General features: G+C 64.3%; 19 protein-coding genes and 2 pseudogenes. 5 read left to right on the top strand and 16 right to left on the bottom strand.

From position 1 onward, the window contains the following. Positions 1–19: 19 nt before the first annotated feature. Both QX034_RS21805 and QX034_RS21800 read right to left on the bottom strand, forming a co-directional pair. A complete protein-coding gene (locus QX034_RS21805) occupies positions 20–1006 on the bottom strand; it encodes an MDR family oxidoreductase (protein ID WP_315706858.1) in 987 nt (328 codons plus the stop codon). A 63-nt stretch (positions 1007–1069) separates the two neighbouring features. After that, positions 1070–2317 carry an MFS transporter gene (locus QX034_RS21800; protein WP_315706857.1) on the bottom strand — a complete coding sequence of 416 codons (1248 nt, stop codon included), beginning with the start codon at positions 2315–2317 and terminating at the stop codon, positions 1070–1072. A 361-nt stretch (positions 2318–2678) separates the two neighbouring features. Here QX034_RS21800 and QX034_RS21795 point away from each other — a divergent pair, with 361 nt between their 5' ends. Then, positions 2679–4283 (top strand): L-aspartate oxidase, encoded by a 1605-nt coding sequence (locus QX034_RS21795; protein WP_315741673.1) that lies wholly within the window; start codon positions 2679–2681, stop codon positions 4281–4283. 15 nt (positions 4284–4298) lie between these two features. Here QX034_RS21795 and QX034_RS21790 read toward each other — a convergent pair. Beyond that, positions 4299–4976: pseudogene (locus tag QX034_RS21790) on the bottom strand (cell wall hydrolase); the annotation flags it as partial. Between the two features lie 794 nt (positions 4977–5770). Between QX034_RS21790 and QX034_RS21785 the strand changes: the two are divergent. Then, positions 5771–6679, top strand: a complete 909-nt coding sequence (locus tag QX034_RS21785) for a hypothetical protein (RefSeq protein ID WP_316195779.1) — start codon at positions 5771–5773, stop codon at positions 6677–6679. 151 nt (positions 6680–6830) lie between these two features. Continuing rightward, positions 6831–9179 (top strand): ABC transporter substrate-binding protein, encoded by a 2349-nt coding sequence (locus QX034_RS21780; protein ID WP_315741675.1) that lies wholly within the window; start codon positions 6831–6833, stop codon positions 9177–9179. A gap of 91 nt (positions 9180–9270) precedes the next feature. On the opposite strand, the gene QX034_RS21775 is transcribed toward QX034_RS21780, so the two are convergent. The 3 genes from QX034_RS21775 to QX034_RS21765 all read right to left on the bottom strand — a co-directional run bounded on the left by QX034_RS21775 (position 9271) and on the right by QX034_RS21765 (position 14536). Next, positions 9271–10731, bottom strand: coding sequence for a cell wall hydrolase (locus QX034_RS21775; protein WP_315706853.1), 1461 nt, complete (start codon positions 10729–10731; stop codon positions 9271–9273). 530 nt (positions 10732–11261) lie between these two features. Further along, positions 11262–14276 (bottom strand): pyruvate, phosphate dikinase, encoded by a 3015-nt coding sequence (ppdK, locus tag QX034_RS21770; protein WP_316195777.1) that lies wholly within the window; start codon positions 14274–14276, stop codon positions 11262–11264. Positions 14277–14380: 104 nt separating this feature from the next. Continuing rightward, a complete protein-coding gene (locus QX034_RS21765) occupies positions 14381–14536 on the bottom strand; it encodes a DUF3096 domain-containing protein (RefSeq protein ID WP_315706704.1) in 156 nt (51 codons plus the stop codon). A gap of 237 nt (positions 14537–14773) precedes the next feature. On the opposite strand from QX034_RS21765, the gene QX034_RS21760 reads away from it, so the two are divergent. Then, positions 14774–15109, top strand: a complete 336-nt coding sequence (locus QX034_RS21760) for a DUF1236 domain-containing protein (protein ID WP_315706705.1) — start codon at positions 14774–14776, stop codon at positions 15107–15109. A 199-nt stretch (positions 15110–15308) separates the two neighbouring features. Here QX034_RS21760 and QX034_RS21755 read toward each other — a convergent pair whose 3' ends face one another. From QX034_RS21755 to QX034_RS21720, 8 genes and pseudogenes are all read right to left on the bottom strand, one after another. After that, a complete protein-coding gene (locus tag QX034_RS21755) occupies positions 15309–15905 on the bottom strand; it encodes a class I SAM-dependent methyltransferase (RefSeq protein WP_315706706.1) in 597 nt (198 codons plus the stop codon). Between the two features lie 2 nt (positions 15906–15907). Next, positions 15908–18013 carry a glycine--tRNA ligase subunit beta gene (gene glyS, locus QX034_RS21750; protein WP_315706707.1) on the bottom strand — a complete coding sequence of 702 codons (2106 nt, stop codon included), beginning with the start codon at positions 18011–18013 and terminating at the stop codon, positions 15908–15910. A gap of 3 nt (positions 18014–18016) precedes the next feature. Next, positions 18017–18449, bottom strand: a pseudogene (locus QX034_RS21745) (endonuclease domain-containing protein). Between the two features lie 84 nt (positions 18450–18533). After that, positions 18534–19484 (bottom strand): glycine--tRNA ligase subunit alpha, encoded by a 951-nt coding sequence (locus tag QX034_RS21740; RefSeq protein WP_315706708.1) that lies wholly within the window; start codon positions 19482–19484, stop codon positions 18534–18536. 131 nt (positions 19485–19615) lie between these two features. Beyond that, positions 19616–19807, bottom strand: coding sequence for a hypothetical protein (locus QX034_RS21735; protein ID WP_315706709.1), 192 nt, complete (start codon positions 19805–19807; stop codon positions 19616–19618). Positions 19808–19918: 111 nt separating this feature from the next. Continuing rightward, positions 19919–20830: a S49 family peptidase gene (locus QX034_RS21730; protein ID WP_409977541.1), complete on the bottom strand. Its 912-nt coding sequence runs from the start codon at positions 20828–20830 to the stop codon at positions 19919–19921. 219 nt (positions 20831–21049) lie between these two features. After that, the gene (locus QX034_RS21725; protein ID WP_315706710.1) at positions 21050–21832 is read right to left on the bottom strand and encodes a tRNA1(Val) (adenine(37)-N6)-methyltransferase; all 783 of its coding nucleotides are present in this window, start codon (positions 21830–21832) and stop codon (positions 21050–21052) included. After that, positions 21825–22052: a DUF2007 domain-containing protein gene (locus QX034_RS21720; protein ID WP_315706711.1), complete on the bottom strand. Its 228-nt coding sequence runs from the start codon at positions 22050–22052 to the stop codon at positions 21825–21827. The genes QX034_RS21725 and QX034_RS21720 overlap by 8 nt, the downstream gene beginning before the upstream one ends. Before the next feature lie 174 nt (positions 22053–22226). Here QX034_RS21720 and QX034_RS21715 point away from each other — a divergent pair, with 174 nt between their 5' ends. After that, positions 22227–23237 carry a polyprenyl synthetase family protein gene (locus tag QX034_RS21715; RefSeq protein WP_315706712.1) on the top strand — a complete coding sequence of 337 codons (1011 nt, stop codon included), beginning with the start codon at positions 22227–22229 and terminating at the stop codon, positions 23235–23237. A gap of 97 nt (positions 23238–23334) precedes the next feature. Here the strand turns inward: QX034_RS21715 and QX034_RS21710 are convergent, their stop codons facing one another. Both QX034_RS21710 and QX034_RS21705 read right to left on the bottom strand, forming a co-directional pair. Next, positions 23335–24246, bottom strand: a complete 912-nt coding sequence (locus QX034_RS21710; RefSeq protein WP_315706713.1) for a 4-(cytidine 5'-diphospho)-2-C-methyl-D-erythritol kinase — start codon at positions 24244–24246, stop codon at positions 23335–23337. A gap of 27 nt (positions 24247–24273) precedes the next feature. Next, positions 24274–26085, bottom strand: a complete 1812-nt coding sequence (locus QX034_RS21705) for a tetratricopeptide repeat protein (protein WP_315728403.1) — start codon at positions 26083–26085, stop codon at positions 24274–24276. Positions 26086–26246: the final 161 nt, after the last annotated feature.

The following is a 26246-nucleotide window of genomic DNA, read 5'->3' as shown; positions in this document are numbered from 1 at the left end:
TGGCAAAGTCTGAACGTCCTCAGGATATTTTTACCACTAGACGGCCCCGAATTTGGCCCGCCAGAATCCGTGCCCCCGCTTCGATGACTTGGTCGAAGCCGATTTCGTGAGTGATTTCAGCGAGTTTTCTCCGGTCCAGATCGCTGGCCAACCGCTTCCAGGCAGCCTGTCTGGCGAGCTGAGGGCACATCACCGAATCGATGCCAACAAGGGAGACCCCGCGCAGGATGAAGGGCGCCACCGAGGTCGGGAGGTCCATGCCGGCCGCCAGCCCGCACGCCGCGATCACCCCACCATATTTCGTCATCGAAAGCAGGTTGGCCAGCGTGTTCGAGCCGACGCTGTCGATGCCGCCCGCCCAGCGCTCCTTGCCTAGCGGCTTGGCCGGGGCGGACAGCTCGTTGCGGTCGATTACCTCGGCGGCCCCGAGGCTCTTGAGATAATCCGCTTCCGCCGATCGGCCGGTCGAGGCGATGACATGATAGCCGAGCTTGGCCAGGACGGCGATCGCGACCGAGCCGACCCCACCGGCCGCTCCGGTGACCACCACCGGGCCACGATCCGGAGTCAAATCGTGCTTTTCCAACGCGATCACGGCCAGCATGGCCGTGAAACCCGCGGTCCCGATCGCCATGGCCTCGCGCGCCGAAAGGCCGTCAGGAAGCGCCACCAGCCAATCGCCTTTGACGCGGGCCTTTTCTGCATAGGCGCCGAGATGGGTCTCACCCATGCCCCAGCCGGTGCAGATCACCCGATCTCCGGGCTTCCATTGCGGATGCGACGACTGCTCGACTGTGCCGGCAAAATCGATGCCGGCGATCATCGGAAAACGCCGGACCACCGGAGCCTTGCCGGTCAGCGCCAGTCCATCCTTATAGTTCAGGGTCGACCATTCGACCCGAACCGTGACGTCGCCGTCCATCAGTTCGGCTTCGTCGAACTGGGTCAAGGCAGCCGTCGTGCCTTTATCCGCTTTGTCGATCCTGATCGCCTTGAACATCGCCACGGTCCGCGCTCCCGATCCCTGTAAGATTTGCGGTATCTTTAGCGGATCGGACAGCCGGCGCAATCAGGTCGCCGGCACCGGCCGGGCGACCGGTTTTTCCACGATCGGCAGGTTGATCAGGGCGGAGAGCACGCCGAACAGGATCGAGAGCCACCAGATCGGGGTGTAGGAGCCGAAACGTTCGAACACGATGCCGCCGAGCCAGACGCCGAGGAAGCCGCCCACCTGGTGGCTGACGAAGGCAAAGCCATACAGCGTTGCCAACCAGCGGGTGCCGAACATGATCGCGACCAGCGTCGAGGTCGGCGGCACCGTCGACAGCCAGGCGAGCCCGGAGACGGCGCCGAAGGCGATCGCCGTGAATGCGGTGACCGGAAACGAGATGAAGGCCAGCGTCGCAAGCGCGCGGGTGAAATAGATGAAGGACAGAATGTAGCGCTTGGGCAGCCGGTTCTGCAGCCAGCCGACGCTGAGCGAACCGATGATGTTGAACAGGCCGATCGCTGCGATCACCCAGCCGCCGACCTGCGCCGACAGCCCGCGATCGACCAGAAACGCCGGCAGATGCACCGTGATGAAGGCGAGCTGGAAACCGCAGGTAAAAAAGCCGAGCACCAGGAGCACGTAGGAACGGTGTCCGAAGGCTTCCATCAGCGCCGTCGTGAAAGATTGCTGCTCGGCGTCCGTCGGCTTCGGCTCCGCCGCCGGCGGCGTCGAGATCGCAAGCGATAGCGGCACGATCAGGAGCATCAGCGCGGCAAACACCATCAGCGCGGTCTGCCAGCCGAACTGGCCGATCATCGCGACACCGAACGGCGCGAACAGGAATTGCCCGAGCGACCCCGCCGCCGTGCCGGCCCCGAGCGCGAGGCTGCGACGTTCCGGCGGAAGCAGCTTGCTGAAGGCCGAAAGCACCAGGTTGAACGAGCAGCCCGACAAACCGAAGCCGACCAGCACGCCGGCGCCGATGTCCAGCGACAGCGGCGTCGCCGCATAGCGCATCAGCACCAGCCCGCCGGCATAGAGCAGCGCGCCGACGCACATCACGCGCAGCACGCCGAACCGGTCCGCGATAGCGCCGGCAAGCGGCTGGCCGAGCCCCCACAGCAGGTTCTGCACGGCGATTGCCAGGCCAAACACGTCCCTGCCCCAGGAGAAATCGCGGCTCATCGGCTGCACGAAGAAGCCGAAGCTGGAGCGGGGACCGAAGCTCAACAGTGCGATGGCGCAGCCACAGACGATGATGACCAGCGGCGTGCGCCAATTGGAGGCGGTTGAGGGCGAACCCAGCTCTGTTGCCTGGACCGACATGATGCGTTTCCTCTGCTGCTGGTCGCAAGTCACGGCCGCGACGCCGCCGAGTTAATGCATTTGCATGGAAAGCCTGGCAAGGGCCAATTAATATTTTCGATGCCGCACCGTGAGGTCAGTCCGGTCGGATCGGAGCGGTTTGGCGCGCTTGATGCACCATAATACCTCAAAACTGTCCGCCTACGCGAACCTCCGAGGCGATCCTCGCCGGTAGCGCGAGCGACCTTCAGGAAAGCCGCGTTTTGTCGCCAAACACGCTTAAACAGCGACGCTTGTTTCTGAAGAAAGCGTAACCCGCGCTGCCTAATCATGGCGAGCCTGGCGCAAGCTGCGCAGGTGGCGATAGGCGAAGCGGTTTCCCATGGATGGTCGGGCTCATCATCGGATCGAGAGCAATGGTGACGTCGTCATCGTTGGCGCGGGCATAGCCGGCCTGCTCTGCGCGCTGAAGCTGGCGCCGCGGCCGGTGACCCTGGTTTCAGCCCAGCGCTTTGCCGAGCAAGCCTCCTCTTTGTGGGTGACAGGCGGCCCCGTGGCCCCCGGCAGAGTCGACAGTCCGGAGGCCTTCACGGCCGATGTGATCGCTGCCGGCGGCGGCCTGGCCGACACAGAGACGACGCTCGGGTTTGCGCGCGAAGCGGAGCTGCGGATCGACGAGTTGCGCCATTTCGGCATCAGCTTCGATCGCAACCGCGATGACCGACAGGGGCACGTCCGCGTGGCCTCCGCGCCGGTCCGGCGCCTTGTCCCGATCGATGGCGACAGGACCGGACACACGATGCTGACCACGCTGATGCAGGCGGTCCGCAACACGCCGTCGATCCGCGTCGTTGACGGCTATGCGGCAGAAGCGCTGGTGATGGATGGCGATGCCGTCGCCGGCTTGCAGTTGCGCAGATGCGATGACGCCGCAGCCCCGCCCGCTATCCTGGCCGCGCGCAAGGTCGTGCTGGCGACCGGCGGCATCGGCCGTCTCTACGCGGCGACGACGAACGCGCCGCTCGCCAATGGCGCAGGCCTTGCGATCGCCGCGCGCGCGGGCGCCGTGATTGCCGATCCGGAGTTCGTGCAGTTTCATCCCACGGCGATGATGGTCGGCCGCGATCCGGTGCCTGCGATCACGGAGGCCTTGCGCGGCGCGGGCGCCATCCTGGTCAACCGCCGCGGACAGCGGTTCATGCTACCGCGCCATCCGCTCGCCGACCTCGCGCCGCGCGACATCGTCGCGCGTGGCGTTCTGGCCGAAATCGCCGCCGGCCGCGGCGCCTTTCTCGACGCGCGGGAGGTGCTCGACGACGATGTCGGGAGCGCCTATCCGATGCTTGATGCGAGCTGCCGTGCAGCGGGCATCGACCCGACCCGCCAACCGATTCCGGTGTCTCCGGCGGCACATTTCCATATCGGCGGCATCGCGGTCGATGCACGCGGTCGCAGCTCGCTCGACGGCCTGTGGGCAGCCGGCGAAGTCGCCGCGACCGGCATTCACGGCGCCAACTGTCTTGCCGGTCACGCGCTGCTCGAAACCGTAGTGCTGACCTCGCGGGTTGCCGAAGACATTGGAGGCCAGATGACGGCGCCCCCACCTGCTCTCGGCAACGTCGCAATCACGGAGTCGAACGGACCATTGCCGCCCTTTGCAGAGAAGGCGCTCCGCGAGACCATGACCGCGCAGGTCGGAGTCGTCCGCGACGAGGAGCGACTTGCGGAAGCCGTGCTGACGACCGCCAAGCTCGAACAAGAAACGCCAAACCTGGCACTGCGCAACATGGCAACGGCGGCGCTCCTGATTGCCGCGAGCGCGTGGAGCCGACGCGAGAGCCGCGGCGCGCATTATCGCGCCGACCATCCGGCCGACAACCCGGCTGCGGCCCAGCGCACGATGACCACCCTCGCAGCGGCGCGACAGGTGGCGGCGGAGATTGCCGCCAATCCGCCGACCCGCAACCCGCGAACGCTGAGCGCGTAGCAGTCGATCGATAAGCTATCGCCGCGTCCAGTTCGGATTGATCTCGGCTTCGCTCTTGGCCTCTTCCGCAAGCTCCTCGGAAATCGCCGCGGTCTGCGCCGGCGTGCCCCAGCTCGGGGCATCGCTGCCGTCACCCCAGGCCTTCGGCCGGTAGAAGGTGTGGACGCCGAACCTGTACATCCGCTTCATTTCGGAGACCCAGGACGGACGCACCCAATACGCGTGGTAGTGCGTCGACTTGCCGACCTCGGGCAGCCAGATCAGGCCGTTGAGCATGGCTTTGGCGATCTTCCTGGCGCGCTCCCACATGTCGGGTTCACGAATGACATCAGGCGTGCCGTCGCAGGCAAAGGTGAACTGACAGGCGTAGTGCCGATACTTATTCTGGTACACCACGCCGCAGACCGTGGTCGGATAGTAGCCGGAGAAGGCACGGTTCAGCACGACCTGTGCCACCGCGATCTGGCCGCGCACCGCTTCACGGCATGATTCGAAATAGACCGCTTCGGCAAGGCATTTCTCGGACTTCGCGCGCGCCTTCTCATCGAACAGGCCGAGCCGCTCGGCCGGCGTCTTGGCGTGCTGATTGTCGGCGTTGATCTCGCCCATATGCGCGATGCTCTCGCCGCTTTCGGAACGCGCTGCCGCATCGTTCGAGGCTGGCGGCAACGCCGCCATCGGCTTCAAGTCGGGGCGACGCGGCTGCGCGTTGGCAGTTGAACCGGAATCTCGAGATGTTGAGACCGAACGCAAGACAGGTTCGAGATTCCAGGTTCAAGGCTTGCGGCCTTGCCCCGGAATGACGGTGATCGTGGCGAAGCGGCCCTCGCCGGTCGATATAGACATTCGACTCGTTGTTTTTTGCCGCCTTGCTGGCATTTGGGGACAAGGCGCGACCTAATTAGTGCGCCCTGTCTCCGTCGTGAACATCCAATTGATCCGCGTTCGCTCGTCGAACAAATTGGCCGTGCCGTTGCGCCGGTCCTCGTCATCATGACGCGCGCGATCCAGGCGGACCTCGCTAGATGAGGTGGACGGGGCCATTTCGTCGAACAGATCAGCAGCTGACGCGGATGGTGCGGCCGGCCCGCCGCACGGATCGAGCACACCCTTCACGCGCGCAACTACTTTCAAGCGACCTTTGGGAGATGCACCGTGCCGGCGACATTTACCAGCAGTAGCGGAATAGCTGTACAGGCTCGCCATGATTTCGGCAAAAGAACCGCAGAACCTGTACAAATAAGAAAAAGAGATGGTCGGAATTTAGCGGTGCCCAAGTAGTAGCACGTGTTTCTGTCCGTCCTGATGACGAAGGGAATAGAACGTCACGGCAGCAGGAGATCGCGATTCATCGCTTGGCATAGCCATAGAAGCGATCGTCGGTGTCGCGGTCGGCCTGCAAGGCGAGTCGCCGAGCGAAATGGCGGCAAAGGGTCCAAGGAAGGACGCGGGCGGCGTGATGGCGCAGGTCCGCAGGAGTAGTTGGGATGAGTTCTGCATTGCGGAGTGGCGGATCGCGGATCGCCGCGGCTGATGCGCTGAGCGAACGTTGGCCCCCGGCAAAGCCTGCCGCTTTGTTCGACAGCCTCGCGCACGCGACTTCTGCGCCGGATGAGGATGCGACCACCGATCTGCCCCCGCCGTGGTGGCAAACCGCTTCAGCGGTCGACGATGCGGAGATACCGTTGACGCCCGTAGAGGCGGACCGATCCCGGCGGATCCGCGCACTCGATCCGGTCGTGATGCCTCCGCCTCCGCCCGAACGACTCGAATTCAGTTCTGTTTTCCGGTTCGGTGTCGCTGCGACTGTACTTTCGTGCCTCACGTTCCTTGCTGTAAGCATCATGCAGGTTCCGAAGATTGAAGCAGTTGCGAATTCCGACGCCACCGCTTCACCGTCTCCCCAAAGCTTCGGGCTGGTGGGGAAATCGAAGTCCTATGCCGGCCAAGCATCTGACGGACAAGCATCGGCGGAGGCCGCGGCGCACGCGATCGGACGGGCCGATTCGGTCGTAGCGACGGTCCAGATCGTCAAGCCGGCTCCGGACGGGGGCGAGCCCCCACAGTCAATTCCGCCGAAAGCGTCTCGCACGATCGCGACCGGGAGCCCTGCACCGTCGGCCGCGTCTACGCTGACCAAGGACGAGATCAGAGAAATGCTGAAGCGCGGACGCGATCTCATCGGCGCAGGCGACATTGCGAGTGCCCGTCTGATCCTGGCGCATGTCGCGGAAGGCGACGCCGAAGCATCACTGATGCTGGCCAATACCTATGACGCCGCGGTCTTGTCCAAGCTGAAAACCGTTGGCGTCGCGCCCGATCCGGCCCAGGCCCGCGCTTGGTACGCGAGAGCCGCCGAACTCCGGTCACTCGAGGCCCGGCGGCACCTCGAGTGACCCGAGCTTCGAGACCGAGTGATCCAGCGCGGTCTGATGCCGGTCGTTGCGCCGCATCTGCGACGGCCCGCGGACCGCTGAACAATGGTCGATTGAGTCGTGCGGGCGATGCGCGTCCCTGCAAAGTGTTTTATTGCGTGATGAGGTCGTGATGGGAATGTTTGATCGATTGTTGCGGCGGGCCCGGTCGTCGGCGTCCTGGGATCCGCGATTGCTTTGCGCGGCGTGTTCTCCGACCGTGGCGTTGCTCCTCGTGCTTGTCGCCGTGCCAGGCCTGGCGCGTGCTGCCGAGGGCGAGATCCGGATCGGCAATACGACGCCTTACACCGGGCCGGCGGCCGCCTACGGTATCGTGGGTAAGGTCATCTCGGCCTATTTCGAGAAGGTGAATGCCGAGGGCGGGATCAGGGGCCGCAAGATCACCTTCATCTCCTATGACGACGGCTATAATCCGCAGAAGACGGTGGAACTAACACGACGGCTCGTGGAGGAAGATAAGGTCGACGTCATCTTTGCGAGCGTAGGAACAGCGACCAGCGCGGCCGTGCGGCCTTATCTCAACGCGAACAAAATACCGCAATTGTTCGTCGGCTCCGGCGCTTCGATCTGGGATCAGCCTCGCGACTATCCTTGGACCATGGGAGCGCAGCCCAGCTACCAGATCGAAGCTCATATCCACGCGCAATATCTGCTCGAGCAACATACCGGTGACGCGCGCATCGGTGTGCTGTATCAGGATGACGAGTTCGGCAAGGACTATCTCAAGGGCTTGAAGGACGGGCTCGGCGGCAAGCTGCCGATCGTCGCTGAAGCGGCTTACACGGTCACCGATACCGACATCAATCTGCAGATCGCGAAGCTGAAGGCCGCCGGCGCCAACATCCTGATCGACGTCAGCACCCCGAAATTCACGGTGCTCGCGATCCGCCGCCTCGCCGAGCTCGGCTGGAAACCCGAGCACATCATCCCGACGATTTCGGATTCGATCGCCACCGTGCTGCAGCCTGCAGGCCTGCAGAACGCGGAAGGACTACTTTCCGCCACGATCCTGTACGAGGGCGGTGTGCAGGGCGGCGATCCCGGCTACGCCGAGTGGTCCGCGTTCATGGACCGCTATGCGCCTTCAGTCAGCAAGATCAACAGCCTCGGAATCGTGGGCTACGCGCTCGCCAACCTGATGGTTGCCGTCCTGCATAATTGCGGCGACGACTTCTCCCGCGACAATATCATGAAGCAGGCGCGTTCCTTGAAAGGGACGCAGCTTCCGATGCTGATTCCCGGGATCGTCGCCAATACCAGCGCCAGCGACCACGCGCCGATCGAGCAGATGCAGATGAAGCGTTTCGTCGGCGGTCACTGGGAACGGTTCGGACCGGTGCGCAGCGGAATCGACCCGGGCGCCGTCAGCGATTCGTTCAAGGCGATCTTCCGCTATGCGTCGGCCAAGCGGGACCTTGCAGGTCAGCTCAACATAAATACGGTGAGCCTGATGACCGGCTCTTATGGCAGCACCTATTCCCAGATGGGCGCCGACGTCGCCTCGGTGCTCAACGACGGGATCAACCTGCGGGTCATGCCGATCCTCGGCAGCGGTTCGGTTCAGGCGGTGGCCGATATCCTGATGCTCAAGGGAGTCGACGCGGGAATTGTGCGCAAGGACACTTTATATTATCTCGAACGCAAGGGCTTCGCGAGCAACATCCGCAATCAGCTGGTCTATGTCACCAAGATGTTCAACGAGGAAATGCATGTTCTGGCGCCGCGATCGATCCGCACCATGAAGGACCTCGACGGCAAGACCGTTGCCGTCGACCTCCCGGATGGCAGCACTTTCGTGACCGCGATCAACGTGTTCGAGCGGCTCCAGATCAAGCCACACCTGCTCTATATCGAGCCGCGCATCGCGCTCGAGATGTTGCGCAAGGGCGAGATCGACGCGATCATTGCGGTCGACGGCAAGCCGGTTCCCTGGCTCAGCCAGGTCACGGATACCAATCTGCATTTCGTTCCGGTCGGCTACGACAAGCCTTTGCGCGAGGAGTATCTTCCTTCTCGGCTCGACGCGGACGACTACCCCAACCTGATCTCCAGATCCGAGCCGGTCGAAACGATCGCGGCTGAAGCGATCCTGGCGTCGTATAATTGGCAGCCGGGAAGCGACCGCTATCGCCGGCTGTCGCTGCTGGTCAAGTCGCTGTTCTCGCGGATGTCGGAGCTGCAGCGGCCTCCCTTCCATCCAAAATGGCGGGAGATGGCGCCGCGTGCGCCGGTGGCCGGATGGACCAGGTTGCGGGTCGCGCAGGAATGGCTCGATGGGACGATTTCCGGACCCGCGGCGACCGCTCCGACCACCATCAGATCGTCGAAGCCGGTCACGGCCGCCGCACCGTCCCCGCGCATTCCCGTCGCCGCGAAGCCGCCGGCCGCAACGCCGCCTGACCAGTCGCGTCAGCCCGAGTTGTACCGCCGCTTTCTCGAGTGGAACGCGACGCATCACTAATTCGGCTCCGCCCGGCATCGACGTCCGCATCGCACCCGAATGCAGGGGACGTTGCAGGACTTAGATCAACCGTCAGAAGCCTGTGCCGAGATCAGCGCCGCGTCCAGTTCGGATTGATCTCGGCTTCGCTCTTGGCCTCTTCCGCAAGCTCCTCGGAGATCGCCGCGGTCTGCGCCGGCGATCCCCAGCTTGGGGCATCGCTGCCGTCGCCCCAGGCCTTCGGCCGGTAGAAGGTGTGGACGCCGAACTTGTACATCCGCTTCATTTCGGACACCCAGGACGGGCGCACCCAGTAAGCATGGTAGTGCGTTGACTTGCCGACCTCGGGAAGCCAGATCAGGCCGTCGAGCATGGCTTTGGCGATCTTCCTGGCGCGCTCCCACATGTCGGGTTCGCGGATGACGTCGGGCGTACCGTCACAGGCAAAGGTGAACTGACAGGCATAGTGCCGGTACTTGTTCTGATACACCACGCCGCAGACCGTGGTCGGATAATAGCCGGAGAAGGCACGGTTCAGCACGACTTGCGCCACCGCGATCTGGCCGCGCACCGCTTCGCCGCGTGATTCGAAATAGACCGCTTCGGCCAGGCATTTCTCGGATTTCGCGCGCGCCTTTTCATCGAACAGGCCGAGCCGCTCGGCCGGCGTCTTGGCGCGCTGATTGTCGGCGTTGACCTCGCCCTTAGGCGCGATGCTCTCGCCACTTTCGGAAGGCGCTGTCGCATCGTTCGACGAAGGCGGCAGTGCCGCCATCGGCTTCAAATCGGGATCCGGCAGCACGATCAGCGGCGCCTCACCGGGCTCCCAGCTTTCGATGCTGCCCGCCGTGCCGCCGAGCGAACTCGTGCCGAAATAGAGACTGGTCGTCTTGATATCGAGGCCGTCGTAGGACACCGCGCTGTCTTCGGGCGAACCAGTCGACAGCTTCGCTTCGTTCGTCGATTGCGACGAGGACGGCGCGCTATACTGCTCGAGCGGCGGCGCGCGCAACGCCTCCTGCAGTTCCGGATCGAGCGGCGCGCGCGAGGCGACTGGCATATCCGTCGGCGCCTCTGCCGTCTTTGCGCCGAACACCGAGGAATTGGAGTTGGCCGGCTGCCCGGGCGGCGACGCGGACTCTGCGGGGGTGGGCTGTTCAGTCTTGTCAGCCGGCACTGTCGGCGGCGTGACCACCAGACGGTCGCCCTTCAAGGTACGATCGACGGTCGGGAAATCCGACGCTTGATACCGCGGCGGCGCCTGCAGCACCGGATTGCGCGGCACCGCGCCGGTGACGTCCGCGTCGCGATTGACGAAGCTTGCGAGCCGGACCATCGCGCTCTGCGGCACGGACGTGCCGATCGGCCGGCTGAAGCTGTAGGTCGCGAGCTGAATGGAAGCGGCTGCGGAGAACACGCGCTTCTGCCAGCGCTCGGCAACGCCGGGCTGCCGGGCAAGCAGTGATGCGATGTCTTGGTAACCGGTCTCCGTCGGCATCAATGCGAAGACGCAGAGACCGAGTCCGAAGGACGCAAATCGCGCGCCCTTCGGACCGGGACGCAAAACTAACATCGATACGCTCAACGCAACGCTTACTGGTTTCGATCGAACACGGTGCGTCCGTGCAATTCGATCGTTTCCCTTCGTAATCGGTTTAGGTTGCTGAGGCGTTAAAGCGCGTTGCAGTCATGAGACACGCAAGTCGGCATGTCATGCCGACCGGAGCAATCGAATAGCTTGGTAAACAGGGCGGCGACGAAAACAGTAAATTCGAGGTCAACGCGCGTGGTGAATAAATTGCTGCGGGAAGCGCGCAGCACAGCGCGCTTGCTTGAATTGCGGCGTCATTTTCGGGGCGATGCGCGAACACAGTGATGGAACCATTCGCGCAGACCCGTGACGAACGACAGCGCGCATTGCGCCCATGAGAACTGCGGGATTCCGCCTCGGACACATCTCGCGCCAAATCGCTGCGCGATTTTGTCGCACGGCATTGCCGCGGAACGACGCGGCTAAGAGGAACATCTCGCAAGTTCCACAGGCCGGCATGAAAAAAGGCCGGCAAGTTATGCCGGCCTTTTCCAAACTCCCTGCAACGATCCTTACGCCTGGCTCGCGATCTCCTTGCCGAGCGCGGCCTGCGCGGCAGCCAGACGCGCGATAGGCACGCGATAGGGCGAGCACGACACGTAGTTCATGCCGATCTGATGGCAGAACTCGACGGAGGCGGGATCGCCGCCATGCTCGCCGCAGATGCCGACCTTCAACGCCGGGCGAGTCGCTCGGCCGCGCTCGACGCCGATCTTGACCAGTTCGCCGACGCCGGTGCGATCGATCGAGATGAACGGATCGATTTCGAGAATGCCCTTGGCGATGTAGGTGCCGAGGAAGCTCGCAGCGTCGTCGCGGCTGATGCCGAAGGTGGTCTGGGTGAGGTCGTTGGTGCCGAAGGAGAAGAACTCGGCAGCTTTGGCAACCTCGCCCGCCATCAGCGCCGCGCGCGGCAGCTCGATCATGGTGCCGACCTGGTATTCGAGCTCGGCCCCGGTCTCGCGCATGACTTCCTTAGCCATGGCATCGATGCGCGCCTTGACCAGATCGAACTCGGCCTTGGTCGCAATCAGCGGGACCATGACTTCAAGGCCGACGGCCTCGCCCGTGCGCTTCTCGGCCTCGACCGCCGCCTCGAAGATGGCGCGCGCCTGCATTTCCGCGATCTCCGGATAGGCGATCGCGAGACGACAGCCGCGGAAGCCGAGCATCGGGTTGAACTCCGCGAGCTCGCGGGCGCGATCGGCGAGCCGGCGCGGATCGGTGTTCATCGCGCGCGCGACTTCCTCGACCTCGGCTTGCGTGTGCGGCAGGAACTCGTGCAGCGGCGGATCGAGCAGGCGCACCGTGACCGGCAAGCCCTTCATGATCTCGAACAGCTCGACGAAGTCGGCGCGCTGCATCGGCAGGAGCTTGGCCAGCGCGGCGCGGCGCTCCTGCTCGTCTTCGGCGAGGATCATCTCGCGCACGGTGCGGATGCGGGTCTCTTCGAAGAACATGTGCTCGGTGCGGCAAAGCCCGATGCCCTCGGCACCGAACTTGATCGCAGTGCGGGCATCGTCCGGCGTATCGGCGTTGACCCGCACGCCGAGCTTGCGGACTGCATCAGCCCAGCCCATCAGCGTGCCGAACTCGCCCGACAGCTCCGGCTCGATCATCGGCATCCGGCCGGCAAGCACCTGCCCGAGCGAGCCGTCGATGGTGATGATGTCGCCGGTCTTGAAGGTGCGCGAACCGATGCTCATGGTGCCGCGGCCGTAATCGACGCGGATGTTGCCGCAGCCGGAGACGCAGGGCTTGCCCATGCCGCGCGCGACCACCGCCGCATGCGACGTCATGCCGCCGCGCGTGGTCAAGATGCCCTCGGCCGCGTGCATGCCGTGGATGTCCTCAGGTGAGGTCTCGATGCGGACCAGGATCACCTTGTGGCCGTCGGCCTGCAGCTTGGCCGCTTCTTCCGACGAGAACACGATCTCGCCCGAAGCCGCGCCGGGCGAGGCCGGCAGGCCGGTCGCGATCACGTCGCGCTTGGCCGTGGGATCGATGGTCGGGTGCAGCAGCTGGTCCAGCGAAGCCGGCTCGACGCGCAGCACCGCATCGCTCTTGGAGATCAGCCCCTCATTGGCGAGCTCGACGGCGATGCGCAGCGCGGCGCGCGCCGTGCGCTTGCCGCCACGGGTCTGCAGCATCCAAAGCTTGCCGCGCTCGACCGTGAACTCCATGTCCTGCATGTCGCGGTAATGCTGCTCCAGCAGCGTGTAGATCCGCGTCAGCTCCGCGAAGGCATCCGGCATCGCCGTTTCCATCGACGGCTTGTCCGAACCCGCCTCGCGCCGCGCTTCCTCGGTGATTTCCTGCGGCGTGCGAATGCCCGCCACCACGTCCTCGCCCTGCGCGTTGATCAGGAATTCGCCGTAGAGCTTGGCCTCGCCGGTGGACGGATTACGGGTGAAGGCGACGCCGGTCGCCGAAGTGTCGCCCATGTTGCCGAACACCATGGCCTGCACGTTGACCGCTGTGCCCCAGGATTCCGGAATGTCGTGCAGCTTGCGATAGGTCACCGCGCGCGCATTCATCCAGGATGAGAACACCGCGCCGATTGCGCCCCAGAGCTGGTCGTGCGGATCCTGCGGGAAATCCTTGCCGGTCTCGTGCGCGACCGCTTCCTTGTATTTGCCGACCAAGTGCTCCCAGTCTTCCGAAGTCAGGTCGGTATCGAGCGTGTAGCCCTTGCTGTCCTTGTAGGTATCGAGGATGTCCTCGAAGTGATGATGCTCGAACCCGAGCACCACGTCGGAATACATCGTGATGAAACGACGATAGCTGTCGTAAGCGAAGCGGCGATCGCCGGACAGCGAAGCCAGGGCCTCGACGGTCTCGTCGTTGAGGCCGAGGTTGAGCACGGTGTCCATCATGCCCGGCATCGAGGCGCGTGCACCGGAGCGCACCGAGACCAGCAGCGGATTCGCGGCATCACCGAATTTCTTGCCGGTCAGCTTGCCGACATAATCGAGCGCCTTCTCGACCTGCGACACGAGCTCCTTCGGGTAGCTCTTGTCGTTGGCGTAGAAATAGGTGCAGACCGAGGTCGGAATGGTGAAGCCGGGGGGCACCGGAAGGCCGAGATTGGCCATCTCGGCGAGATTGGCGCCCTTGCCGCCCAACAGATCGCGCAGGCTCGCTTTGCCCTCGGCCTTGCCGTCGCCGAAGGTATAGACCCACTTGTTCGGCTTGATCGCGCTCGCAGCGCTCTTGGCCGCTGGCTTCGCGACCGGCTTCGACGCTGCCTTTGGTGCAGTCTTCGACGCGGGCTTGGATGCAGTTTTGGGCGCCGTCTTCGGAGCGACCTTTGCAGCGGGCTTCGGAGCCCCCTTCGGTGCAGACTTCAGCGCAGACTTGGGAGCAGCCTTAGCTACGGCCTTGGCGGGCGCCTTCGCGACCGGCTTGGCAGCAGCCGACTTGAGCGCCTTGCGTGGCGGTGCGAGCGCGGCGGCCTTCGCCTTGGGCTGCTTAGAAGCCCTTGATTTCGCTGCGACTTTCTTCGACTTCGCTACCGCTTTAGCCATGAGGTGCTTCGATCCGCAAGTAAGGAGGAGAAATCGCGCGCCTTACACCACTTTGGGGGCGCAGGCGCAAGCGAAAGGGTTCCGGAATCCGGCGTTTAGGCGATTTAGAGGTGAATCCACTTCAACAGGCCAAGCCCGATCAGGCCGTTGAGGATGAGGAAGATCGCGACGATGAAGTTGAGAAGGCGTGGCATGATCAGGATCAACACTCCGGCAACGAGAGACATGATCGGCGACACGTGGGCGACGGTGAGGGTCATCGAAAGACTCTGGCTTTTGCAGATTTGACGGGCGGGACGATTCGAGCGGCTCGGACTTTATCCTCGCTCATCGTGGCGGAATAGAAGACTCCTCCGGGAACATTGGTTCCCGCGCCCGCTGAAATTGCTCAAAAATCCGATCGAAGCGCGCCTCGGCGGAACGATGCGCGGAGAGCTGCATTGGGAAGCGTGTGCCGGCCGCGTGCCGGCTTCACGAAATGCAAGGAGTTCGGTCCCATGCGAAACCATCTCATCGTCGCGGCCCTGATGGCTGCGGTCGTGACGCCGGTGGCGGCGCAGGCGCAATCCTACGGCGTGGTCGTCGACGACGATGCGCCGGCGATTGCCGTGGAACAGCGCCCGGCGTTCCGCGAATATGTGGTGCGCGAACGCGTTCCCAACTATGTGATTCCGGATCGCGTGGTTGTTGGCGGCGTCCTGCCGGACACCGGCGTAACTTATTATGACGTGCCGCCGAGCTTCGGCGCAGCGCGGTACCGCTACACGGTGGTGAACGGTGAAACCGTACTGGTCGAGCCGCGCACACGGCGGATCATTCAAGTCGTCGAATAGGCTTGAACCGAGCATGATCTGCGCAAGGGCTTGAACGGCCTTGTCAGGACGGGAAGCAATCCCCACTTTCCTGGTCATGCTCATGAGCTGCATTCGGTCGCCGACGCCCCCGCAAGTGGCCGGATGTGAAGGCCCTGCCCGGTTCCCCCCGCCGGGCGGGGCTCTTTCGTTGGATGACCTGTCGGAAGGCCTGCGCGGTTCAGTCGGGCTTTCTTGCAACCAGCCGATGGATGGTCTTGCCTGACGACGGACTGACCACCTCCTCATCGAGCAGCAGGACAGCGGCCGACAGCTCGGCGCGCACCGAGGCAACGTCGACCGCAGCGTAGAGGCGTCCCTGCCCGTCACGGACATCATCGCCCTTGGTGACACGCCAGCTCAGATACAGGGTGCCGCCGGGCCTTGCGATCGCCAACATGCGCCGCACCGAAGGCGCCACCAAGGCGCGGTCGAGATGCATGATCACGGTCTCGCACAGCACGTTCTCGAAGCTGGCGTCCGCAATGCCTGGCAACTCCGGCAGTTCGCTGCGATCGAAGACCAGCTGCGGATAGCGCGCGCGAGCTTCGGCTAGCAGGCCCTCCGAAGCGTCGAAGCCCTGTGCCGGATAGCCATTGGCCTCGAGCCAAGCGACCTCGCGGCCGCTGCCGCAGCCGATGTCCACGGTGCGGCCGCCCTTGATGAAGAAGCGCCTGACGATGTCCTGCAGATCCTCGGGCGCCGGCTGCGTATGCCAATCGGCGGCAAACGCCGCCGCAGCCTGGTCATACGCTGCGAGCGTCTGCGGATCAGCCATCGTTAGCCCTCGATCTTGGAGAAATCCGCCACGGCGCGCGTCGCGCTGCGGATCTCGTTCAAGAGCTTCAGGCGGTTCTCGCGGATTTTTGGATCGTCGTCATTGACCTTGACCTTGTCGAAGAACGCATCGACCGCAGGCCGCAGCTTGGCCATGGCGGTCATGGCCGCGGCGAAGTCTTCCCTGGCCACCGCTGCATTCGCGTCCACGGTCACTTCGCCGATCGCCTTCGCCAGCGCCTTCTCCTCGTCGAGCTTGTACAGCGACGCATCAGGCGCGCCCTCGAACTTGCGCTTGTCCTTCTTCTCCTCGATGGCGAGGATGTTGGACGCACGCTTGGTGCCGGCGAGCAGGTTCTTGCCGTCATCGGTATCGAGGAACTTGCCGAGCGCCTCGACGCGGCGGACCACCATCAGAAGATCGTCCTGGCCACCGAGCGCAAAGACGGCATCGACGAGATCATGCCGCGCGCCCTGCTCGCGCAGCTGCACCTTGAGGCGGTCGGCGAAGAAGGAGAGCAGGTCGGCTGCGAGCTTTTCCGGATCGCCGGTGCCTTTGCCCTGCAGCCCCGACAGTGCAGACTTCGCGACCTGCAGCAGTGACAATCGTAGCGTGTTATCAGTAATCAGCCTGATCACACCCAACGCCGCGCGACGCAATGCATACGGGTCCTTCGAGCCGGTCGGCTTCTCGTCGATCGCCCAGAAGCCCACCAGCGTGTCGAGCTTGTCGGCGAGCGCAACCGCGACCGAGACCGGATCGGTCGGCACGCGATCGTTCGGGCCCTGAGGCTTGTAGTGCTCCTCGCAGGCGGCGGCGACCGATGCGTCTTCGCCCTGCGCCAGCGCGTAGTACTTGCCCATCAGGCCCTGCACTTCCGGGAATTCGCCGACGACCTCGGTCAGGAGATCGGCCTTGGCGAGCTTGGCGGCACGTTTGGTTGTCTCGACGTCAGCGCCAACGAGCGGCGCGATCTCGGCGGCGAGGCGCTCGATCCGCTTGATCCGCTCGGCCTGGGTGCCGAGCTTCTCGTGGAACACGATCTGCTCGAATTTCGGCAGGCGATCTTCCAGCCGCGTCTTCAGGTCGGTCTCGTAGAAGAACTTGGCATCGCTCAGCCGCGCGCGGATCACGCGCTCGTTGCCGGCGATGATGGTCTTGCCGCCGTCGCTGGCCTCGATATTGGCGGTGAGGATGAATTTCGGCGCGAGGCCCCCTGTCTTGGGATCACGCACCACGAAGCATTTCTGGTTGTTGCGGATGGTGGCGCGGATCACCTCGCCGGGGACCGACAGGAAGTCCGGATCGAACGAGCCCATCAGCACCACCGGCCATTCGACCAGGCCCGACACCTCGTCGAGCAGCGCCGGATCTTCAACCAGCTCGTAGCCTTGCGCAAAGGCAAGCTGCTTGGCGTCGGTGACGATGGTGTCCTTGCGCCTGTCAGGATCGAGCACGACCTTGGCATCGAGCAGCTTGGCCTCATAATCCTCGAAGCGGCGCACGGAGATCGGCGCAGGCGCCATGAAGCGATGGCCGAACGTCGTCTGCCCGGCTTCGATGCCGTCCACCGCGAAAGTGACGACATCGGGCTCCTCGGTCTCGAGGCCGAACGTGGCGGCGATCGCGTGCAGCGGCCGCACCCAGTTCAGCGCGCCGGGCCGTTCCGAGCGCTTGCCCCAGCGCATCGATTTCGGCCAGGGGAAGGTGCGCACGATCACCGGCAGCATCTCGGCGAGCACATCGAGCGTGGCGCGGCCCGGCTTCTCGATCAGCGCGACGTAGAAATCGCCCTTCTTCGGATCGCGCTGGACGGTGGCTTCCTCGATCGAGGACAGACCGGTGGCTTTCAGAAAGCCCTGGATCGCGGCCTCAGGTCCGCCGACGCGCGGGCCCTTGCGCTCGTCCTTCAGATCGGCCTGCCGCGCGGGGATGCCGTGCACGGTCAGCGCCAGCCGCCGCGGCGTCGCAAACGCCTTGGCGCCCTCATAGACGAGCCCCTCGGCGACGAGCTTGTCCGTCACCATGCGGCGCAGATCCTCGGCCGCCTTCGCCTGCATGCGCGCGGGGATTTCTTCGGAGAACAGTTCAAGAAGGAGATCGGGCATGTCTCAAATCTCTCTGCACGAAGAACCACCCTCCCCTGGAGGGGGAGGGTCGCCTGCCGAAGGCAGGCGGGGTGGGGTGACCGCGATCTCCGCGTAAATGGCTTCGAGCACCGCCTCAGTCCTGGTCATAACGTCGTTGTTCCAAAATCGCAAAACACGAAAGCCTTCCGAGTTGAGCCAATGCGTACGGACTTCGTCGCGTTGGATGTTCGTATGGTCTCCGTGCTGCGAGCCGTCCACTTCGATGATGAGACGCAGGACCAGGCAAGCGGAGTCCGCAACATACGGACCGATGATGACCTGTCTCCTGAAATGCCTCCCATCGATATCGAGGCGTCGCAGGTGCCGCCAAAGAATGTCCTCAGCGGCCGTCGTATTTTCGCGCAGCCTTTTCGCGGTTCGCCGTTTTGAAATCGCTGATCGGCCGTTTGCCCACCTAGCACCTTCACCCCACCCCGCTCGCTCCGCGAGCGACCCTCCCCCTCCAGGGGAGGGTGAACCGCCATCGGCCGAGTTCGTCTTAACCGGCCCCCACCCCGCCAGCCTCCGTGTGCAGCCAGGCTTCGCCGCAGGCCTTGGCGAGTTCGCGGACGCGTAGGATGTAGCTCTGGCGCTCGGTGACGGAGATGACGCCGCGCGCATCCAGGAGGTTGAATACGTGGCTGGCCTTGATGCACTGGTCATAGGCCGGCAGCGCCATCAGGTGTTCCTTGCGATTGCCCAGCTTTGAATTGTCTTGCCAGCCGGCGGCGAGATATTTCTTGCAGGCGTCCTCGGCCATCCGAAACTGCTCGAACAGCATCGCGGTGTCGGCATATTCGAAATTGTGCCGCGAATATTCCTGCTCGGCCTGCAGGAAGACGTCGCCATAGGTGACCTTTGCGTCGCCGTCGCGGCCGTTGAAGTTGAGATCGTAGACGCGGTCGACGCCCTGCACATACATCGCCAGACGCTCGAGCCCGTAGGTGAGTTCGCCCGCGACCGGCGCGCATTCGAAGCCGGCGACCTGCTGGAAATAGGTGAACTGCGACACTTCCATGCCGTCGCACCAGCACTCCCAGCCGAGGCCCCAGGCGCCGAGCGTCGGGCTTTCCCAATCGTCCTCGACGAAGCGGATGTCGTGCACGGCGGCGTCGATGCCGATCGCTCCGAGCGACTTCAGGTACAGCTCCTGAAGGTTTGGCGGCGACGGCTTCATGATCACCTGGAACTGGTAATAATGCTGCATCCGGTTCGGGTTTTCGCCGTACCGGCCGTCCTTCGGCCGCCGTGACGGCTGCACATAGGCCGCATTCCACGGCTTCGGCCCGAGCGCGCGAAGAGTGGTGGCGGGATGGAAGGTGCCGGCCCCCATCTCCATGTCGTAGGGCTGCAGGATGACGCAGCCCTGCTCGGCCCAGAACCGTTGCAGGGCCAGGATGAAGCCCTGGAACGAGCGTTCCGGGCGCATGTGCAGGGGCAGCGAATCCATCGTCGGTATCAGTCTTTGCGCAAAGCGGGGAAAAGCGCGCGGACCGTATCGGCGGGTGGGCCAGGAATCAAGGCAATGGCGGCGACTAGCGCCGCCATTTGCAAGGGTTACTGCAAGGCTTACGGCGAGCCTCAGCCCGGCCGGTAGGCGCCGGTGACGGGGTCGCGGCGCAGCGTCTTGATTTCGCCGGCATGCGCGGTTTCCGCCATGCGCGACAGCCGGACCTCTTCCAGCTCCCGATTGATCCTTTGTGCGGTCTTATAGGCCCAGCGGACCATGGCAAGCCCGCCCAGCACACCAGCAACGGCGACAAACGGCGGCATCGGTCGTTCCTTCATCCTCGTGAGGAGAGCCACCCCCACTGATATATTCGCCGATCCGGGTTCCCCAGGCAATTGGGATCGCTGGGACCAAATGGCGCGGATGGCGCGTGTTTACAGCCCGAATCTGGCCCAAATCGCGCGTGTTTCGACCGCTGAGATCACTTCCTCGGCAAGGCCGCTCCAGCCGCCGAGCGCTCCCGCCAGACTGCCGGCTCCCGGCGAACGGCGGCCGAGCAGCCCGCTCAGCATACCTCCCGGCGGCACCACGACGGGCGTTACGACCTCTTCGCCGAACCGGGTTCGCAAGGTCGCGCGCAGATCGCCGACCGCATCGGCGAGCCCGAGCTGAATGGCGCTGTCGCCGGCCCAATATTCGCCGGTGAACAGCACGTCGTCCGGACCTTTCAGACGGATGCCACGGCTTTCCTTCACCAGCGAGATGAACAGCGCGTGGATCTCGCGCTGGATCTTCTTCAGCCGCGCCACGTCATCCGGGTTTTCAGGCAGGAACGGATCGAGCATCGCCTTGTGCTCGCCGGCCGTATAGAGCCGGCGCTCGATCCCGATCTTCTTGATCAACTCATGAACACCGAACGAACCGCCGACCACCCCGATCGAACCCAGGATCGACGACGGATCGCAGAAGATCTCATCGCCGGCGCAGGCGATCATGTAGCCGCCGGAGGCGGCGACATCCTCGACGAACACCAGCACAGGCAGCTTCTTCTCCGCCGCGAGTTGGCGGATGCGCAAGTAGATCTGGCGGGACTGCACCGGCGAGCCGCCGGGAGAATTGATCACGAGCGCCACCGCCTTGGCGTTGCGCATCGAGAATGCCCGCTCCAGCATCTTGGCGACGCCGGCAAGCGTCAGTCCCGGCCGCAGCGGGGTCACCGCGCCGATCACACCCGACAGGCGGACGACAGGGACGACAGGCGCCCCCCGGAGCCTCGCCGGCAGCATCGCCTTCCAACGCTCGAACAAGGTGGGCGTGCTGTCGGCTTGGGTCAAATTGTCCACCATCGACTTACCTCGAATTAACCATTTTTTATCGCGCCGCTGCCATCCAAACGGCTGGAACGCGCGATGTAATCGCGTGGTTAGCAGATGCAGGGGCGGCGGAGGAACATATGAAGATTTATTTGCTGGTGCTGCTGCTCGGGACGCTCCTCACCGCCATCCGCTTCACCGCGGTCCCCGAGCGCCGCTCGGAAACGCTGCCGCAATAACGCCGAGCCTACCTCAAGCGTTCGCCTTGCGATTCATGGGGGCAAGCGGCAACGTGCCCTGCCCCGCCATCGCGGCCTCGATCACAGCATTTGGCTGGCCCGGGGATGGGTTCAGCGCAATACCAGCCAGGATCTGAAGCGGCGCGCGTCCACCCTTGATGGCGCGCACCAGGATCCGGATCGCAGGCTTCCTCACATCGCCATGAACTGGCAGCAGCACCAGGCTGCCGAAGCCGCGTGACAGTGCCGCCAACACCTCGCCCACCCCATCGGCCCGCCAGATCAGGGTGAGCGCGCCGCCGGATTTCAACATCCGCCGGGCCGCGTGAATCCATGCACCTAAAGTTGCAGGCTCGGCCATATGTGCTAGGGAGCGTGCAGGATCGGGCGATGCCCGGTGCCGGCCGGCATCATGGAACGGTGGATTCATCAGCACGACATCGAAGCTGTCAGGCGCAAGCCCTGCGCCGGCAAGGGCGCTCGCTTCGCCGGTCACATCGCACACGATGACATCAGCCGGAATCGCATTGGCCGCGGCATTGTGGCGCGCGAGAGCTGCGAGATCGGGATCGATCTCGACCAGCGTCAACGCGAGCCCGCCGACCCGCGCCGCTACGGCAAGACCCGCCGCGCCGACGCCTGCGCCGAGATCGACCACACGGTCGTCCGGGCGCACGGCCGTGGCCGCCGCGAGCAGGATCGCATCATGCCCGGCGCGATGACCTGAAATCGGCTGGCGCAGCCGCAACCGCCCGCCGAGAAAGGCATCCTCGGAAAAGGCGGCGGCCTCATTCATCAGGGCGCAACTCATGTGCAAGACCAGCCTCGGTCAGCAGCCGGCGGGCCTGAACATTGTCGTCCTCATGCACCAGGATTCGCCGCGGCAGGATGCCGAGCGAGCCCTCGATGACGCTCATGTTCTGGTCCAGCACCAGGTGATCGATATTGGCGCCCTGCAGCAGCGCCTCGATCGCCGAAACCAGCACGATGTCGTTGGTTCGAACCAATTCCCGCAAGCGTCCTGCCTCCCTGTCCGGCCCGGTCAAGGTTCCGTGTCAAGCCTTGCCGCGCCGCGCCGCAGTTTCTATTGTGCAGCTCATGTCCCGGCTCCGGCATTCGTATAAGCATTCGCCGCAACATGATACGAATGTCAGAGCCGGGACACTAGATTGGCAAGAGCGGAGACCAGCGTGGCGGTGATTGTACCTTTCGAGAGCCCATCGAGCGCTTCGATCGACGGGCTTGTCGCGCTGGTTGCCGCCGACATGGAACGGGTCAACGCCACGATTCTTTCGCGGACCGGATCGGACGTGACGATGATCCCGGAGGTCGCCAACCATCTGATCTCTTCCGGCGGCAAGCGACTGCGGCCGATGCTGACGCTCGCCATGGCCAACCTCGCCGGATACACCGGCGACGGCCACATCAAGCTCGCCGCCGCCGTCGAATTCATGCACACCGCGACGTTGCTGCACGACGACGTCGTCGATGAGAGCGAAATGCGCCGCGGCAAATTGTCCGCGCGCATGCTGTGGGGCAACGAGGCGAGCGTGCTGGTCGGCGACTTCCTGCTCGGCCAGGCCTTCCGCATGATGGTCGAGGTCGGCTCGCTGCGCGCGCTCGACATTCTCTCCGCTGCGGCCGCCACCATCGCCGAGGGCGAGGTGATGCAGCTCGCGGCCGCCAAGAACACCGCGACCACCGAGGACGAATATCTCGCCGTGATCCGCGGCAAGACCGCGGAACTGTTCGCAGCCGCCTGCGAAGTCGGTCCGGTGCTGGCCAACCGGCCCAAGGCCGAGCAGACCGCCTGCCGGTCGGTCGGCATGAATCTCGGCATCGCCTTCCAGCTCGTTGATGACGTGCTCGACTATGGCGGCAAGTCGGCAAAGCTCGGCAAGAACATCGGCGACGATTTCCGCGAGGGCAAGATCACGCTGCCCGTGGTGCTGGCGTTCCGCCGTGGCAGCGACAGCGAGCGCGCCTTCTGGATCCGCGCGCTGGAGCGCGGCGAGATCGGCGATGCCGATCTCGATCACGCGATCGGGCTGATGAACAAGCATCGCGCCCTGGAGGACACCATCAGCCGCGCCCAGCACTACGGCGCCATGGCGGTCGATGCGCTGGCGCTATTCCCGGCCTCGCCCATGAAGACCGCGCTGGAACAAGTAGTCGCGTTCTGCCTGGCGAGGTCGCATTAGCAGTTTCCGTCATTGCGAGCGAAGCGACGCAATCCAGAGCCGACCTGAAGATTCTGGATTGCTTCGTCGCTAGCGCTCTCGCAATGACGAGCGTTACTTAACTCAGCGTCCCCGCATGCACCCACCACTCCGGGTGGTCGGTGCCGATCCGCCGTCCGGCGGTTTGCGCTTCGGCAGCATCGCCGAAGATGGCAAAGCAGGTCGCACCCGAGCCCGACATCCGCACCAGCAGCGCGCCTGCGCAGGTCCCGAGGGTCGCCAGCACGTCGGCGATGACGGGCTGCACTTTGAGCGCTGGCTGCTCGAGATCATTCGGCACCCGCTCGAGGGCATGGACCCAATCGGTTATCGAGGCCCCCGCTTCCGGCCATGCCGGCGCGGTCACCACATCGGTGACACCGACCCGCAGATCTCCCGGCCTCAGCCCCAGCGCCTGGAACACGTCCTTGGTCGCCACCGGCACGCGCGGATTGACCATCACGCACGGCAGGACCGGAATATCGAGCGGCAGCAGCTTCTCACCGACACCGGTCATGTCGCAGGCCTGCGATGCCAGGCACACCGGCACGTCGGCTCCGGTCTTCAGGGCCACCGCCACGAGCCTGGGATCGTCGAGCGCAAGACCGTTCAACCGCGCCAGCAGCCGCAGCGCCGCCGCCGCGTCAGCTGAGCCGCCGCCGATCCCGGCCGCGACCGGCAACACCTTCTCCAGCGTGAACGCACCGAACTTCAGATCAGGAACCGCATCCAACAACAGCCGCGCGGCCTTCAGCACCAGGTTGTCCGAGGTCTCACCGCAGGCTGCGGCCAGCGGCCCGGCCGCGGTCAGGGCCAATTCCGGGCCCGGCGCCAGACCCAGCTGATCGGCGCAATCTGCAAACGCCACGATGCTTTCGAGGTCATGATAGCCGTCGGCACGACGACCGACCACGCGCAAGGTCAGATTGACCTTGGCGCGCGCCTGATCGCTGAGCCAGTCTGCGCTGCACTCTGTCCCGGACGCCGGCATCGGCGGAAAGCCCCCAAGCTGCGGCTCTCAGCCGCCCTTGCCGTCTTCCTTGCCGTCGTCCTTCTTCTTGTCAACAGCGGCGTCCTTATTGTCGGCGGAAGCCGCTGCCGGCGTAGGCTCGTCCGGCAGGCCGTTCTGGATCTTGGCCTCGATCTTCGGCAGGTCGTCCGGCTCGGGCTTGAGGTCGCGCGCATGTGCCCACTGGAACTTGGCTTCCAGCTTGCGACCGATACGCCAATAGGCATCGCCGAGGTGATCGTTGATGGTCGGATCTTCCGGCTTCAGATCGATCGCACGCTCGAGGTTCTTCACCGCCTCCTCGTAATTGCCGAGGCGGTAATAGGCCCAGCCGAGCGAGTCGACGATGTAGCCGTCGTCGGGCCGCTGCTCGACGGCATGCTTGATCATCTTCATGCCTTCGTCGAGGTTGGTGCCCTGGTCGATCCAGGAATAGCCGAGATAGTTGAGGACATGCGGCTGATCGGGCTGCAGCTCCAGCGCCTTGCGCATATCGGCCTCAGCCTTGGGCCACTGCTTGGAACGCTCCTCGCAGATGCCGCGATAGTAGTAATAGATGCTGTTGGCCTTGTCGTTGTTCGGCGGCAGCGAGTCGATGCCGAGCGAATAGGTCTGGGCGCAGTCGGCGAACTTCTTGCGGCCACGCTCGATATTGCCGAGCGCCATGATGGCTTCGAGGTCCTTCGAATCCTGCGCGATCACGTCCTTCAGGATCTTGATCGCCTCGTCGCTGCGGTCGGCCTGGTCGAGATCGGTCGCAAGCTGGATCTGCGCATTGCGCTTCAAGGGCGACGACGCCGGCACCCGCTCATAGACCTTGATCGCCATCTGCGGCTTCTTCACGGTCTCGTAGAGATCCGCGAGCGACAGCAGCGCCAGCGGGTGGTTCGGCTGCAGATGCAGCGCGAGCTGCAGATAGACCAGCGCGAGATCCTCGCCGCCGCGGCGGGTCAGCGTCGCGCCGATTCCATAGAGCGCCTCGGCCGCACCGGCCTGCGCCGAATCCACCAGCGGCGGCAGCTTCTTGCCGGCCTTGGTCTCGCGCAGACCTTCCATCACCAGCGGATGCCGCGCGAGCTTCTTGTCAAACGCCTCATAGATGGCGGTCGCAGAAGCGGCGTCCTTGTTGCGCGAGAGCCAATGCGCATAGGCCTCGGTGATCCGCAGCATCGAATCGTCGAGCTTATAGGCGCGCTCGAAGCGCGCACCGGCGTCCTTCTCCTTGCCGGCGAGCTCATAGATCATGCCCGCATGCAGGTCCTTGAAGATCGGATACCATTCGGGACCAGCGAGCTTGTCGATATTCGCGACCGCCGTCTTGGTATCGCCCGCGCCATAGGCCGCCCAGGCGGACAGCAGCGTGGCGACGAGATCGGTGATCGGACCGCGCACCGACTGGTTGATGTTGGCCTGCGCGGCCGCGTATTTCTTCTGCTTGATGTCCTGCACGCCGACGACGAGGCGCGCGATCTTGTTGGACTTGTCGACGGTCAGGATGCGCTCGGCGAGCTTGACCGCTTCATCGATGTCGCCATCGGCGACCGATGAGATGAACGCGCGGTCGAGCAGTTCGTTGTTCTTCGGATCGCTGCGCAGCGCGGAGCGATAGAAGGCCGCCGCGGAGGCCGCATCGCGCTCGACGCTGGCATGGCGCGCGGCGAGATAGCTGCCGGAGGTGGTGAGCGATTTCAGGTCGTGGCTGGTCGGAAACTGCGCGGCGCTGTCGCTCGGACGATCCGGCGTCTGCGCCGCGGCTGCAACCGGAAGCAGCAATGCGGCAAGGGCGACGGCAGTCCAGCGGTTGCGACGAGTTGATGACATCACGGTTCGCTCTGGTTGGTGGAAATCACGAGAGATCGTTGCGGACACGACCCAAATCGGCAGCTCTCCGAAGCGCCGACAATGCCGCGTTTGGCGGCCAACCGCAAGGACGGCCGGGCGTTTCGATCGAACAGCCCTCCGTGGGACGGGCAAAGTGGCTG

The organism is Bradyrhizobium sp. SZCCHNR3119, assembly GCF_032487775.1.
Lineage (GTDB): Bacteria > Pseudomonadota > Alphaproteobacteria > Rhizobiales > Xanthobacteraceae > Bradyrhizobium.
The sequence above is the reverse complement of the archived record's forward strand: the minus strand, read 5'-3'. Positions and strand labels throughout refer to the sequence as shown.